The organism is Desulforhopalus sp., assembly GCA_030247675.1.
Classification (GTDB): Bacteria; Desulfobacterota; Desulfobulbia; order Desulfobulbales; family Desulfocapsaceae; genus Desulforhopalus_A.
Genome location: JAOTRX010000002.1, coordinates 1,130,684 through 1,146,252 on the forward strand (window position 1 = coordinate 1,130,684; position 15,569 = coordinate 1,146,252).

Consider the following 15,569-nt stretch of genomic DNA (forward strand, 5'->3'; position numbering starts at 1 on the left):
TTTTGGGAACCGAACCGGCGTCCGAAAACCGGATTCGAAGTTGTTGCGGTTCAGCGCCAGGTATCCGGTTTTACTGCAAACCCGTTACCCTCGTCCGGTGCCGGGAAATCAGGGGAGAAATTCGTTTCTCTGGTCGGGTTGTCGGGAAGTGGTTGTGGGATATGACTTCGGCGTTTATTATCAAGGAGTTACGAGGAGCGCGAGCTTTGAGACTGTTTTGCGGTAGGTCGGCGTTCCCTCCACCAGATTAGAGTACAAAGAAGTCCAGTAAAGACCAAAAACCCCGGTGCTGACAAGGCATTCGGGGTTTTTCTTTTCCTGTAGTGTCCAGTAAAATCTATTGACATCCTGTTGTCGGTGACGGTATTTATGGCGGTATTTCAAATATACCTCCAAGGAGATACCGTCATGCCCCTAACAGATACTGCAATACGCAACGCAAAGCCGCAAGATCGACCATATAAGATGGCCGACGAGAAGGGCCTCCATCTACTTGTAAACAAGGCTGGAAAATATTTCCGGCAGGACTACCGATTCGGAGGAAAACGAAAGACCCTGGCCCATGGGGTCTACCCCAAGATGACCCTCAAGGAGGCGAGGGAGAGGAGGGATGATGCTCATCGACTTTTACAGAACGAAATCGACCCTGGGCAGTACAAGAAAGTCGCAAAGGTGAAGCAACGGGAACTACTTGAAAACAACTTCCAGGGGATTGCCCTCGAATGGTTCGTGAAAAACAAGCATGTCTGGACAGAAGGACATGCGCGAACTATCTTCAGCAGACTCGAGAACAACGTGTTCCCTTGGCTGGGATCGAAGCCGATTGCAGAGATATCGTCACCGGATCTGTTGGCAGTGCTGAGACGGATGGAGAGCAGGGGAGCATTGGAAACAGCCCACCGGGTGAAACAGATATGCGGTCAGGTCTTCCGATATGCCATCGCCACGGGGAGGGCGGAGAGGGATCCATCCTTTGACCTGCGCGGGGCACTACCTCCGACCAAGCCGCAGAGTATGGCCACTATCACGGATCTTGATAAAGTTGGTCAGCTTCTTCGAGCCATTGATGGATATGAAGGGCAACTCATCACCAAATGTGCCTTGAGGTTGGCGCCACTTGTTTTTGTCCGGCCAGGGGAATTAAGACATGCAGATTGGGCGGAAATCGACCTTGCAAAATCCGAGTGGAAAATCCCTGCGGCCAAGATGAAAATGAGGAACACCCACATCGTCCCTCTCTCCGCGCAAGCAGTTCAAATCCTCGAAGAGATCAAGCCGTTGACCAGCGAGGGTCAATATGTTTTTCCTTCTCTTCGTTCCGGCAGCAGGCCGATGAGCGATAATACTGTGTTGGCGGCGTTGCGGCGAATGGGGTACCCGAAAGAGGAGATGACCGGGCACGGTTTCCGGGCGATGGCATCTACCATCTTGCATGAGCAGGGGTGGCCGGACGAAGTGATCGAGAGACAACTGGCTCATGCAGAGAGAAGCAAAGTGAAGGCTGCCTATAACCATGCACAGCATCTACCTGAACGTCGTCGCATGATGCAGGAGTGGGCTGATTTTCTTGTTGCATTAAAAAAAGGCTATATTGATGAAAACGGATTGTAATCCTCGCCCCAGTAAACTGTTAAGGTTAAGAGATTGGTTGACGTTACCTGAATCAGCTAATTATCTATCGATAGTACTTGGAGAAGAAATTTCTGAGGTAGAACTACTACGGTTAGTATTGGATGGATTTCTTAAAATATCTGTTAATTTTGTGAATCCGGTTGTTGCAGAGCGTAGGGAATTGATTTCGGAGGATTTGAAATCAAGAATGGCTTCAGAGTGGATAAGGAAAGAAAATGAATATGATCAAGTGTATGGAGAAGAACCATCTGCTTTCTTTGAGGAAGTGCTAGCAACAATTATCAGTGCGACACCCTCAAAAATTCTTCAGGGAATTTGGGATCTACCTATGATTGGAGCTGAACGTGTATTTATAGAATATCAGCACCAAATGCTGATTGGGGGTTCTATACCAGATCGTTTAAGGCATTCGGCAAGGAGCTGTGGAACCTATGTTGAAGATATAGACGGTCAAGTATGGCAAATTTATATGTATTACAATAATAAGAAATCAGCAGAAGATAGCTTTAGATATATTCCAGCCTACTATTTGCCAGAAGATGTTGATTATGTATTTCGCAGGCAAGCATTGATTGATTTAGAAAATTATCTTTCTCAAAATTATGCTGAAAAAGAAAAAGAGCCTATTGCTCATTCAGAAAAAACCTATCTCAACATTATCGGTGCTTTTCTTGAAATTACCACCGGAACTTTCAAAGGAAAAAGTTTTAAGAGCGAAACCCAACTGCGGGACTTCATAGCGGAGAAATTTGACGATCTTCGGGGTCTTAGCCCCAGAAACACTGCTGATATATTCGCTGCGGCAAAAAGGGCAATTAAAGACGATTTAGACTGATACGGTCCTGTCTTACCTGCCTCCAATCTCTTTATTTTCACTTCCCTCCGATCAATTCACTTCACCATTGCAATTGCAACGTTGATCGTTGCAACCAGCGATGCCGCCGATTTTAGCTTGGTGTATCTGTATCCCATAGTTCAGCAACTACCTAATTCAACTAAAAAGGTTCTACTATGGGATACACAAATCAAGAAGCAGTTACCATTCTACGGCGCAGACAGGTGGAAGAGTTAACCGGGCTCTCTAGGTCGACTCTCTACCTACGCGTCCAACAAGGGACATTCTCGAAACCAGTAAAAATAGGGCCACGAGCCTCTGGCTGGCCATCAATAGAAGTGACCGCTCTCAATGTCGCTCGTATTGCCGGGGAAACCGATGAGGAGATTCGTGCCTTGGTTGTTACTCTCGAAGCAGCCCGTAAAAAAGCAAAATGATGGAGGCCGCCATGAATCTCGCAACACATTTTCCACATTTGCCAACGGCAACCACTAAAACTGACAAAAACGATGTAACCGATAGCTTAGCTAACCCTGGAGTACTGAGATGTTTATTAAAGGAGGTTCTTGAAACCGATGAAAGCGATGTAACCTACTCGTCCATTACCAATAATGATTTTCTGGTCGCCATCTTCGGGCTGTTGCCTGGTGACCAGCGGCCTGTCACCTGTTGTTTTCAGGGACACCCAGGCAAAGGTGCATCCGGTCGCTGGTTTGGCCAATCTTGGTTCTCGGGGAAGACATACTTTTCTCCTGAGGCAAATAATTACTTTAGTCTTGCTCGCTTCAGTCCTGACGGAGAGGGAAAATACCGCCGTCAGAAAAGGAACTTCGCCGCTCTCCATGCGGTCATGCTGGACGACATTGGGACCAAAGCCGAAGGACTTGACCGGTTGACACTGTCGCCATCATGGCTGCTTGAAACCAGTGCCGGTAACTATCAGGCCGGATACATCATGAGCGAACCGGTAACCGATGGTGCCATCGCTGAGAGTCTCGTCAACACGATTATTAATGCCGGGCTCTGTGATCCCGGTTCCGATAGTCCGACAACCCGATATGCCCGCCTCCCTGTCGGTGTTAATGGCAAGTTTGATCCTCGGTTCTCCTGCCGCCTTACCGGATTCCATCCTGACCGCCGCTATACTGTTCAGCAAATTGTCGACGGACTGCAGTTGGACTACAGGCAAACATCGGAAAAAGCACAGGGGAAAAGGGCAGTAACTTCGAAACAGGCTGGGAGATCAACCTCGGATGAAGAGGTCTTTGTTTCTCGTACCGATGAAAACCCTATAATTGCCTCACTCAAAGAATATGGCCTTTACATTAAGACGCAGGGTGGCGGCAAGCATGAGATTAATTGCCCGTGGCAGCATGAGCACACCGGGGGCATAGGTGGCGGTACCGCCTATTTTGAGCCGAATGAATCATTCCCAATCGGTGGGTTTAAATGCATGCATGGTCACTGTTCCGACCGCCATATGCGAGATCTGCGCGAGTACCTCGGCATCAGCACGACCGAAGCAAAGCACAGGGATATCATTCGTGTGATACCTGGTGAATTGGCTCGGATTGTTGATCTGTGCGAACGTCAAATGGCCAACATCGGCAGGTACTATCAGAGTGGTGGCCTGGTCGTTCACATCGTCACTGACCCCGGCACCAGGGAGACTACGGTTGCCAACCTTGCAATGACCGCTATTGTTCGTGCCTTGTCAAGTATTGTGTGTTTCCAGAAATTTGACAAAATGTTCAAGAGGTGGGTCGATTGTGATCCTCCAGAACGTCACTGCAAGATTCTTTGCGACACGACAACCTATCCGCACCTGTCTGTTCTGAGAGGATTGAGCCGGCAACCGTATCTGCGAAATGATGGTTCCCTGATGTCAACTCCTGGCTACGACCAGGCCACGGGTATGTTTGGAGTGTTTGACGAACGAGAGTTCCATGTCCCCCCATCTCCAACCAAAAAAGACGCAGAAAAGGCTTTAGTGGATATTGATAGCTTGCTCGATGAATTTAGTTTCAAGACCGAACATGATCGCTCTGCCGCCTTGGCTGCGATAATGACGGCGGCCATTCGCCCATCCCTATCACAAGCCCCAATGTTTCATGTCTCAGCGCCGCAAATTGCCTCGGGCAAGAGCTATCTGACTGCGCTCTTTGCTGCCTTCGTTACCGCTGTGTCCACCTCTGGTATTACCTTTCCCAGAGACGATGACGAATGCCGGAAACTACTGCTCGCTACCTTGCTCCCGGCTCCGTCCGTGATCTGCTTCGATAATCTGACCTCGGATCTGATTCCTTTCGCCAGTTTATGTACCGCCCTATCGGAGGAATATATTACGGGACGCATTTTGGGGGTGTCGAAAACGGCTACGGTTGGCACCAGGGCGTTATTCTTGAGTAGTGGGAATAATGTCGGTCCGATTCGCGACATGGCGCGGCGGACGGTCACTATCACCCTTGATCCGGTATGCGAGACGCCGGCAACAAGGACTTTCATTAACGACCCTGTGGCACAGGTAAGGGCTGATCGTGGACGTTTCGTCAGCCTTGCCTTGACAATCGTCCGGGCATGGGTCGAAGCCGGCCGGCCCACAACCAAAGTAAAATCCCTGGCCACCTATACCGATTGGGCCGCCCTCTGTCGTCAGCCGTTACTGTGGCTCGGCTGCCCTGATCCTGCCTTCAGCATCTTCGAATCGATGGCTCATGACCCGGATCGTGAAGCATTGGGGCAGCTTCTGCAGGCATGGCAGGCTTCCTTCGGTGATCGGCCGGTTATGGTTCGAGAGGCAGCGATTTCCACCGATGTCGAACTCCGTGAAGCCATCATGGATATTGCGTCTGAAAGGGGAGAGATCAATCGTAAAAGGTTGGGCAAATGGATCAGTCGGCACGCCAGCCGGATTGTTGATGGCCGCAGATTTGAAAAAGATACCGCCAGCCGTTCGGCCGAAGCCTGGATGGTGAAAACGGTTACATCGGTTTCCTCGGTTTTCGACCATCCGTCTGAAAAAGATGTCGAAAGAGATGACACCGAGATCGTGACGGTGAGGCTATGATCCAGGCGATCATCAAGAAAGCTGCTGAATCTGGAGTAGTCATCGCCATCTCAGTCGAGGGGGCAATTGACATTACCGGACGAAAAGAGGATGTCGCCTCCTGGCTGTCAGTTCTCAGGAAAAACAAAGCAGACATTTTGGCAGCCTTGGGGGGGATGGAATCATTAACTCCTCAGAGTAGAGCCCCGCAGATAAAATCGGTTACATCGGTTTCATTGGTTTTCCAACCACCGCCTGAGAAAATCAGCGATAAGGCATCTCTACCCTCATGGACAAGCGCCCCCTCCATTGAAGCGATAACAAGGTTCAAAACCGGGTATCCGTGGATAACACTACACCTCGTCAAACTTTTAGCAGCAGGTTGGACGAGAAGAGAGTTATTCGGCCGTGGGCGTCATCGTTGGCCCATTGGTGACTGGGGAGCTGCGTGGGTTTTGCCTTTTGATCAACCGGAAAAAATTCCTGGCATTGGACGCCATGGGGAAATCGTTTTTACCTTCCCAAATTGTCATGGCGAACTGGCGCAGCAAACGGCGTGGCCTGTGAAGCTGTTATCGAAGGATCAGCGGGGATAAAAATGTTATCAAGACAAGTTGAGGGGAATTGCCTGAAAGCCAATATCCCCCAGGCCTCTGAAAGAATTATTGGTCATGAAGGTTTAATATGACACCCCAAATAGCTTATTAATTTCGGTAAAATCGGAGAGAAAAAATGGGTGGGCAGGGTAGCGGTCGGCACCATTACATTGGCGCCAGGGATACAACAGATGAATATCGGCAATTGGATGTTCGGTGTTTTCAGCGGGAAGGGTTGTTGACACCAGGCCTATCCTTTTGCTGTCAGTGGTCATACCGCAGGGGAATAATAGCTTCAATCGGGGTGCGAGTTGAATTGGACCGAATCATCCTGACTTACCGATACCAGAGTGCCGGTCAGGAGAGACAGGACAAGGAATATTTTGTGTTGATTGACTGGATGGATTGCAATTATGGCGGCAAGCGAGCCTGGTTCCGATGTCCGGTTGCTGGCTGTGGCCGCAGGGTGGCTATCCTGTATGGTGGATCCATCTTTGCCTGCCGGTGTTGCCATCGTTTGGTCTATCAGAGTCAAAGAGAGAATATGATTGACCGAAAGGCTGGCAAGGCCGGAAAGATTCGGAAACGATTGAAGTGGCAAGCGGGCATCTTAAATCACACTGGCCACAAGCCAAAGGGGATGCGTTGGAAGACCTATTGGCGGCTTCATTCCGAGCATCATAATCTGAGCCAGGCGGCTTTCGCTTTGATGCTTCAGAGTTTGGGGCTTGAGAGCAAACGATAGTCTGTTTCGCAAAATGTGATCAAAAGAACAGAAGGAAATCCGTCAGGCCCTTTATACCTTTTGTGCTGGTTCAACGGGAATTTGAGCCTTTCGGCGTTTCTGTTAACATACTCAAACGGAGATTGAGTGACCGCCGTCGCTAGCAATGAAGCGATGAAGGGGACTCAATCCCAAAGGCTTCTTTGTCGTTTCGTTGAAAAAGTGGGTAACCATCGGCAGGATTTCTGCCATTAGTGCTCGTCAGATTCCTCAAAATGAATGATTACTGCGGGTGCATCCTGCAGAGCAACCAATTTCACGCCGTTAGTAGGGCGTACATTGGCGCAGTTGGCTGGGTCGAAGATTAAGCGCACCTCGTACATGTAACCGTTTTCAAGGCCCGAGACAAGCGCGAGTATAAAATCACTGCCGCGCTGCTTCGCCCGCTCAAATTCGTTATTGGATAGCTCAACCTGGGTTTGCGGACCACGCGCAGTCGCTTTCATTTCCACAAAACGCTCCCAATCAAAGACACCATCCGCTCCAACGCCATGACGGTTCCGAAAATCTAGCAATTGCTGATCCGGTGAAGTGTTCAGCGCTTGCACGAGAATTTCCCAGCCACGCTGTTCCAGGTCGGCATTCGTGTAAGCCGTCGCTGAAACTGGATTTGCCGACTCATTTGTATTGCCTATCTCCGGTGGACTGGATTTCAAACCTCTTTTCCCGCCATTTGGTTTCGTCAGGATTTTTAGTTGCGTCTTGCCCTGTTGCACTGTAGCGCCAACGACCGGTCCTGCCGATTCTTTCAGCGTCCGCATCTTAATCGCTGAATTTCGACTCTTTGGCGGCGTTATATTAATTTTGCTCTTTGGGCCAGCATTGATCGCAGTCGCTGTTTCCTGCATTGCTTCTGCGCGCTTCTCATCGCTCGCAAGCCGTATCTCTTCAGCAGCCGTTTCGCAGCTTTTTTGCCACGCTAACGCCCATTCACAGTCGATGCGACGCCGAACCCCTGGGGGGAAAAACGAAGCGAGAACCCTGCCACCGTAGTCGCGGCTTCCGATAGTATCTTCGTGGAAATAGAACGAGGGTGGACTTTTTCGCACGAGTGCCTTCACTGACAGCAACACCCCACCCGGCGGCAAAACCGTCGAATTCGCCCGCACTGGAATCTTATTTTCATAAACAAACAGCGGTATGGCCTTGAGTTGATCCCAACCCACAGAAATCATGTCGCGCATGGCGGGCGCGCTACGAGCAAGTTCCGCGGACAGATGGTCAACGGCATGACAAAAACGCAGACGCATTTGTTCGCCCCGCTCGAACGCTTCTTCTCCGACCTTCTTGACCGTAAGATCAGGGTTGAGTATCTCGATCGCCAACATTCCTATCAGATTTGGAAAATCATGCACCTCACAAGGTGGCTTCCAGCATCTTAACGATGACACATTCCCCACCAGTTCGTCACGCAACTCAGTATTCTCGACACAGAATACAGGGCGTGCGGAAGTCCACTCCCCATTACAATAAAGAGGCAGGTTGCGAAGTTTCTTCCGATGCTTGCGCTCCGCTGCATCAACGAGACCCTCCATATAGCGATAGACATCCATCAGGGCCGCTTCGACATTTGCCCCGTATGGCTCTTGCGCCAAATCACGACAGAACTGAATGCAATCGTCAATGTTTGGCTCGGCCACATCAAGCACAACCCAAAGATTGTCGCAGAGCGTACCACTCGGCACAAACTTTCGCCGGCCATGGAATATATCCATGCCTCTCATAACCTGATCCGGTCTCCTCCAATTGCGATCACCAATATAGATTAGGCCGTCGCCATCCAGAAACCTGAGCCGTAGTTCCTGAACTGTTATCTCGCCGATGCGCGTACTGAAAGTGGCGCCCTTTGGGCAATGCTTAGCAATTGCCCTATAGATCTGAAAAATCTGCGCACTATCCATAACTTTGTTGCAGTCACGCAGCTCTTCAAGTCGCGTCAACAGATCGCCGATGCGCACGTCGGTGATCAGATGCAAAGCGGCCACGAGACCGTCATGAACATCCTTGCGCAAAACATCGCAGGCAAAGGTTTGATAGATGGTCTGTGTCTCTGGCGTCCGCAGAACTGCAAAGCGCGGTTCCACCAACTCGCCGCGCCCGACGGCAATCCACTTCGTATCTCGCAGATCATTGAGCCAAGCCGCAGTTACGTCGCCACGCTTGTATATATATTTGATAGCGACGTGCTGCGCCGGGACACTCATTAGACCAGCATAAATTCGCTCCCAGTTCCGTGAAAGAGTCCGTAGAAGTGCTGGACTACGTTTTTTCGTATCGCGTTTGCTAATTTTCTGAAGGCTTCTTAGGACATGGCTTAAGTCCGGTGAGAGCAAATCATATTCAACCTGCTCTGCATTTCGCTGCCGAAGCTCTGTCATGCGCGTAGGACTGCCTCCACGGACACGTTCTTCCGAGTGCATTATGCGAGGCGCTGTCTCAGCCCCCAAGAGGGTCAGAAAACGATGGGGACCGCGCGACACCGAACCATCAACACGCTTGCGTTTCGCCCAACGCCCTACGTTTGTCTTTAAAACAGCCTTGTACTTCGCATCAATCCACGGAATATTGGGAGTCACTCCAGCCGCATCCGACCAGGTTGCATTCTCACCATCGATCGTCTTGCAAAGGTAGCTTTCCGAGAGCGTCACCTTCTGTCGTAAAGGCTTTCCAGAATGGTACAAATAACCGTCGAGTAGCAGCACTGCGCCTACCTTCGGCCCTAACCGACCGGCTTCCGAATCTGGTACATCATCAAATCGATCCCGCATTTCACGCAACTCTTCGTCGGTGATTTCAAATTTTTTACCTTTGAAATACTCGGCGAAAGCCGCAAGCTCAGTTACTGCATCGAGATGGATTTTAAAGGCTGCGTTGGACGTCAGCCATGCAATGACTTTCTTGCCAGAATCGCTTTCTCCATAGGCGGAGTGCAATCGTTCCAAGAGACTCCAACGCGCCGCAAACGCAGACGGCGCAGCATCATACACAAGAGGCCTATCGGTAGCGTTCGCTGCCTCGCAAGCCACCGCCATGTTGCGATCAGATAGAAGGAACGCTTTATTAAACAACTCATTAGCTGGATGGTGGGCAACTAAACGCGATCCTGCCTCTCCCCACCATTTAACAGGCTTGTCGAGGAACATCCCGTTTCCAAGCGACTCTAGAAGTTCTCCCGTGCCTACTACTGTTGAGACACCCAGCGCATCCATCACTTTGCGCCAGCGCCCGTTGTTGTCACGCGCATCATCATGGAGCGCGTACCTATCCTTCACCATTCCCTCGATGTCCGCATCATTCAAAAGGCCACTTAGCGTCTCATCCTCGTACACAACTTCTTTTAGTGTTGGCTTCGCTCCAGGCAAAGCCAGTACAGCCGACTCACCTAACCAATTACGCACTTTTTGAAAAGCATTTGAAAAATGTCCGGTTAACCAAGGATCGTTTTTCTCACCAACACAATCGTCCTTAAGTGGCACCAGCGACCACGCAGTTTTCGGATCCAAGGCTAGTAAGCCAGCGGCAATATTGGCAACCACCTCGGAGGAACGGTCGATCAGCCAATCATTCCAGGGATTCTCAATGAGAGCTTCGCGAGAAGTGCTTGGATCGAATTGTGCGTCTAACGAAAAAGGCAGCGATATTGACACCTGTGTACGAAAGCCGATGAAGAGACCTGGCGGCGTCTGCCCATCGGCGAATGCGACTGAGATGTCCGTTGTCTCGCTCCGCGCCTTATGTGCCGGATGCAGGTGAGATGGCACTTCGAACGTCGCCTGCCAAATCGTCCAGCGGACGCTAGGTCCATCCACACGCCGGGATTTCAGATTGATAATTGCAGGATTATGTCGTGTGTATTCGGCATCTATCCACGACGAAAAAGACAAAGCGCGTTCACTGCGCGTTTTCCCGTCCGGCTCGCACCATCGAAAGCGGCTAACGGATGCCAGGAACAATAGGTTGTCATGGTGCCATGTTTCGAACCATGCATGGAGGGCATCTTCCTCGAACGCTTTGTTCAAATGTACAACTAGCATAGTGTCTTGCACGGGATCATAGAATCCGGGCATGGCGGCTTCTGCCTGGATCCAGTCAAAGTTCAACAAATCTCCAGAGAAATGATAAGGCGCAGAATGAATAGCAATTGAATCCGCAATGCGGTTAAGAGTCTTCAATCCGATGCCGAAGCGCCCGCGCTGATCTGTGCGCTCAGTCTTGGTTGTTAGATAGGGAAGCGCCATCCCAAGCACATTGTGGCACGTCACCGGCTCTCCGTTATGCACGATGAGCAACTGCCGCCCATCCGGTATATTCCTTAAGGAGAAGCGTACTTCGGTGGCACGTACGTCATCCGCATTCTGGATAATCTCGATGATCCCTTGAAACTGCGCAACCGCCAGATCCTCTGCGCCCGCCGCAGCTCTGCGCATCATCTTCTTAATAAGACCCTTTGATGATTTCAGTATCCCGACAGAGGCATTGATCATGGCACGCGCAAAAGCATGCGTACGCGGATCAATGATCGTTTTAGCCGCCGGCTCGTCTTCCCAGATTAGACGCGCGGCCTCCTCACCTCTTTCGGAGTCGAGATGCTCTGTGATGTGCCAAGATTTATTGAGAACTGTCATATGATGATAGGTAAGTTATCAAAATGGTGATTAGAGGTTCCGGGGCGATTCAGTCGAAGCCAAATGTGGATACTGAATCAGTCTCGGCTGATAACAATTTTTGGACTCACCTTATTCTTCCTGCACGATTTTGTAACTGTGATTATGAGCATATTCGTTATTTTCAAGTCTTGAAAAACTCCTCCAGAATCCATTAACTAAAATGATTTGCCATAAATAGAAGTCGTGGTAGGGTATTGTCTTTAAAAAGGGGTATGCAATTGGGGTGGTCCCCAACAACGGAGAGACAAGATGATCTGCTGCCACCTGGCCCTGCTTATAGGCAAGAACAAAATGAGCATATGCGACGTGATTCGCGAAACCCGGCCTGAGTCGCATACCGTCACTCTAATGCATAAAGAAAAGGTGGATCTGGAAGCGAGAGACGCGCTCAGCGCGCTGTTTCTTTGTGAGTTGGGCGACCTGCTGGAGCGACTGGTAGATATTGCCGCAAATGAGCCGGAACATGGAGCCTCGAATCCATGACATCACATTCCCCATCTACGAATTTTGGCTTTCTCGCAGAGCATGATTCGCTGTTTGTCGAGTTGGCAACAGCAGCTGAGCGAGCCTTTGCCGGCGACCCCAATACCACGCTAATCAAGTTGCGCCAACTGGGCGAAGCACTGGCGCAGCATATTGCGGTGTTGGCCGGGGTGGATTTTGACGAGCAGACCTCGCAGGCCGACCTGTTGTACAAAATCAGTCGCGAACTCAAGTTAGAGCCTGTGGTGCGCGAACTGTTCCATACCCTTCGAATTGAAGGCAACAAGGCCATTCACCTATTTAAAACCCGACACAAGGAAGCCGTCAGCGGCCTGCTGGTAGCTCGCAAGCTTGCCATCTGGTTTCATCAATCTTTTGGCAAAGCGGGCACCAGCTTTAAGACCGGGCCTTTTTTGCCACCGCCTGATCCCAGTGAGCAACTGCGCAACTTGCAGGCAGAAATCGCCAAACTCAGGAACGATCTTCAAAAAGCCAATATTGATCTGGATTCCAGCCAGCAGCTCAACGAGCTAATTGCTCAAGAGAAAGATGAGTACCAGGTACTGGCGCTGACCATGGACTCGGAAGCCCGAGCTCTGTCCCAGCAAGCCGCCGCGCACGAAACGGCACTGAGCAAACAGCAGCAGGATTACGAAACCAGGATCACAACCCTGCAGGCTCAGCTTGCCACACAGGATGACCAGGCCCAAAAAGCACACCGCCAGCAATTGAACCACAATACGAAGGCAGCCACACAGCATATTGTGTTGGACGAAGCTCTCACCCGTATTCTGATCGATCTGCAGCTGATCGAAGCGGGCTGGCAGGCCGATAGCGAAGCGCTCACTTTTAAAAATGGTACCCGCCCGGAAAAGGGCAAAAATATTGCCATTGCCGAATGGCCGACCGAGTACAGTGGTGAAAAGGGCCGCGCCGACTATATCCTCTTTACCGGACTCACCCCCATTGCGGTTGTCGAAGCAAAAAAAGAAAACACCAATGTGGCCGGTAAGATCCCGCAGGCAGAGCGATACAGCCGCGGACTAACCGTCACCCCGCCACTGCAAGGAACATGGGATCTGGCAGGCCGGACCAATGCCTGGCCCGATGAAAAAGACGGGTATTACAAAGTGCCTTTTGTTTATTCCTGCAATGGCCGTCCATATGTACCGCAACTGGCCGAACAATCAGGCACCTGGTTTCGTGATGTGCGTCATCCCGCCAATACCAAGCGGGTACTTCCTAGCTTTCACACTCCGGAAGGCTTACTTGATCAGTTAAAACGGAGTAAACAAGCCGCGCTGGATAAACTTAAATCCGAACCGTTCGGGTATTTAAAACTGCGCGATTATCAGCAGAAAGCAATTATTGCCGTTGAAAACATCTTGGCTAAAGAGAGTCGCACGGCGTTACTGGCCATGGCCACGGGCACGGGTAAAACCCACACCATCATTGGGCTGATGTACCGATTTCTCAAGGTGGAACGGTTCAAGCGTATTCTGTTCCTGGTGGATCGCACCGCACTGGGCCAGCAGGCGATCGATACTTTTAACGAAGCGCCGCTGGAGCAGAACCATACTCTGTCCAAAATCTACAACGTGGCGGCACTGGGAGACATGACCGCCGAGGCTGAAACCCGCGTCCAGGTGTCTACAGTGCAGGCTATGGTCAAGCGCATCTTTATGAGCGACACCCCACCGCCGGTGGATCAGTTCGATTGCATTATTGTCGATGAGGCCCACCGCGGTTACACGCTGGATCAGGAGATGACCGAAGGGGAACTCGCAACCCGCGATGCCAGCCAGTACCTTTCCAGTTACCGTCGGGTACTGGATTATTTTGATGCCGTTAAAATCGGCATGACTGCCACTCCAGCAAAGCATACCAGCGAGATTTTCGGCAAGCCGGTCTACATCTACTCCTACCGCGAGGCCGTGGCCGAGGACTGGCTCATCGACCACGAACCACCCATTCGCTATGAAACTCTTCTCAGCCAGAACGGCATTCACTTCACCAAGGGTGAAAAAGTCAGCGCCATCAACACCCAGACCGGTGAAGTGGTAAGCGCCGAACTGGACGATGAGCTCAATTTCGAGGTAGATGCCTTTAACCGCCGGGTGATCAACGAAAACTTCAACCGCGTCATCTGTCGTCAACTGGTGCAGGAACTTGACCCTTATGGCGACGAAAAGACCATGATCTTCTGCGCAACCGACCTACACGCCGATATGGTCAAGCGCCTGCTCGACGACGCCTTTCAAGATCTCTACAACGGTGAATACAACCAGGCCGCCGTAGCCAAGATCACCGGCCAGAGTGACAAAGTCGAACAATTGATCCGCCAGTATAAAAACGAACGCTACCCCAGCATCGCCATCACCGTCGATCTGCTCACCACTGGTATCGATGTGCCGAAAATCTGTAACCTAGTGTTTATGCGCAGGGTCAAATCGCGCATTTTGTACGAACAGATGATCGGCCGCGCCACCCGCCGCTGCGACGAGATCGGCAAGACCGTGTTCCGCATTTACGACCCGGTGGATATCTATGCCGCGCTCAGCGATGTCAACACCATGAAGCCGCTGGTGAAAGACCCCAACATCACCATCGAACAACTGGCGGCCGAACTCACTGCCCCCGGGCACCTGGAACGTGCCTTGAATGCGCCCGGTGACACCCCCGGCCAAAGCCATGCCGATGTGGTGCTGAGCCAGCTCAGCCAGAAGGTGATGCGGATTCTGCGCAAAGCCGGGAAAAAGGCCGAAAACAAACCCGCGCTCAAGCAAAAGTTGAATGAGCTGCATGAGAGTTGGGGAGTGGAGCCGAAAAACCTGCATACACACCTGCGCTCCCTTGGTCCTAAACAGGCCTCCACTTTTTTAACACAGCATAGCGGGCTGCTCAATCAACTGGGCGAAGTGAATCAATTACTTGGTAGCGAATATCAGCCGCTGATCTCCCAGCATCACGACGAACTTCGTGAACGAACGCAAAGCTATGGCGTGCATCAGAAGCCGGAGGATTATCTCGACAGTTTTAACCGATTCATCAAAGAACAACTCAACCAAAGTGCGGCGCTGGTTGTGGTGGTCACTAAACCACGCGATCTCAGCCGCGAACAACTCAAGGAAGTCAGGATGCTACTGGATGGCGCAGGCTACAGCGAGGCCAAACTGCAAAGCGCCGTGCGCAATCAAACCAATCAGGACATTGCCGCCAGCATCATCGGCCACATTCGCCGGGCCGCCCTGGGCGAACCCTTGGTTCCCTTTGCACAGCGGGTTGCCCAGGCCATGCAGCGCATTTACCAAGACCACAACTGGCAACCGGCCCAGCGCAAATGGCTGGAGCGACTGGCGAAACAACTGGTTCATGAAGTGATTATCGACCGCAAGTTTGTCAACAGCCGCTTCGCCGAACAAGGCGGCGCCAAACAGCTGGATAAAGTGTTGGGCAATCAGCTGGATACGGTTCTTGATGAACTCAGTGAGACCATCTGGTTGCGGAAAAGTGCCTGATGGCATGC

Annotated in this window: 7 protein-coding genes; 6 read left to right on the forward strand and 1 reads right to left on the reverse strand. The window is 51.2% G+C overall.

Features of this window, described 5'->3' with window-relative positions; genetic code table 11:
- Positions 1-408: 408 nt before the first annotated feature.
- The 4 genes from OEL83_04975 to OEL83_04990 all read left to right on the forward strand — a co-directional run bounded on the left by OEL83_04975 (position 409) and on the right by OEL83_04990 (position 6,109).
- On the forward strand, positions 409-1,611 hold the full coding sequence (locus OEL83_04975; GenBank protein ID MDK9706383.1) for a tyrosine-type recombinase/integrase: 1,203 nt from the start codon (positions 409-411) through the stop codon (positions 1,609-1,611).
- Positions 1,595-2,467: a hypothetical protein gene (locus OEL83_04980; GenBank protein MDK9706384.1), complete on the forward strand. Its 873-nt coding sequence runs from the start codon at positions 1,595-1,597 to the stop codon at positions 2,465-2,467. The genes OEL83_04975 and OEL83_04980 overlap by 17 nt, the downstream gene beginning before the upstream one ends.
- A gap of 448 nt (positions 2,468-2,915) precedes the next feature.
- Entirely contained in the window at positions 2,916-5,534 is a 2,619-nt protein-coding gene (locus OEL83_04985) for a RepB family DNA primase (protein MDK9706385.1), read from the forward strand.
- On the forward strand, positions 5,531-6,109 hold the full coding sequence (locus OEL83_04990; protein ID MDK9706386.1) for a hypothetical protein: 579 nt from the start codon (positions 5,531-5,533) through the stop codon (positions 6,107-6,109). Before OEL83_04985 ends, OEL83_04990 begins: the two co-directional genes overlap by 4 nt.
- Positions 6,110-7,084: 975 nt before the next feature.
- Here the strand turns inward: OEL83_04990 and OEL83_04995 are convergent.
- Entirely contained in the window at positions 7,085-11,518 is a 4,434-nt protein-coding gene (locus OEL83_04995) for a DUF3883 domain-containing protein (GenBank protein ID MDK9706387.1), read from the reverse strand.
- A gap of 291 nt (positions 11,519-11,809) precedes the next feature.
- Between OEL83_04995 and OEL83_05000 the strand changes: the two genes are divergently transcribed.
- Together OEL83_05000 and hsdR are read left to right on the forward strand one after the other, a co-directional pair.
- Positions 11,810-12,043, forward strand: a complete 234-nt coding sequence (locus OEL83_05000) for a hypothetical protein (protein MDK9706388.1) — start codon at positions 11,810-11,812, stop codon at positions 12,041-12,043.
- Complete coding sequence (hsdR, locus tag OEL83_05005) at positions 12,040-15,561, forward strand: type I restriction-modification system endonuclease (GenBank protein ID MDK9706389.1); 3,522 nt, start codon at positions 12,040-12,042, stop codon at positions 15,559-15,561. The genes OEL83_05000 and hsdR overlap by 4 nt, the downstream gene beginning before the upstream one ends.
- The last annotated feature ends 8 nt before the right edge of the window (positions 15,562-15,569 follow it).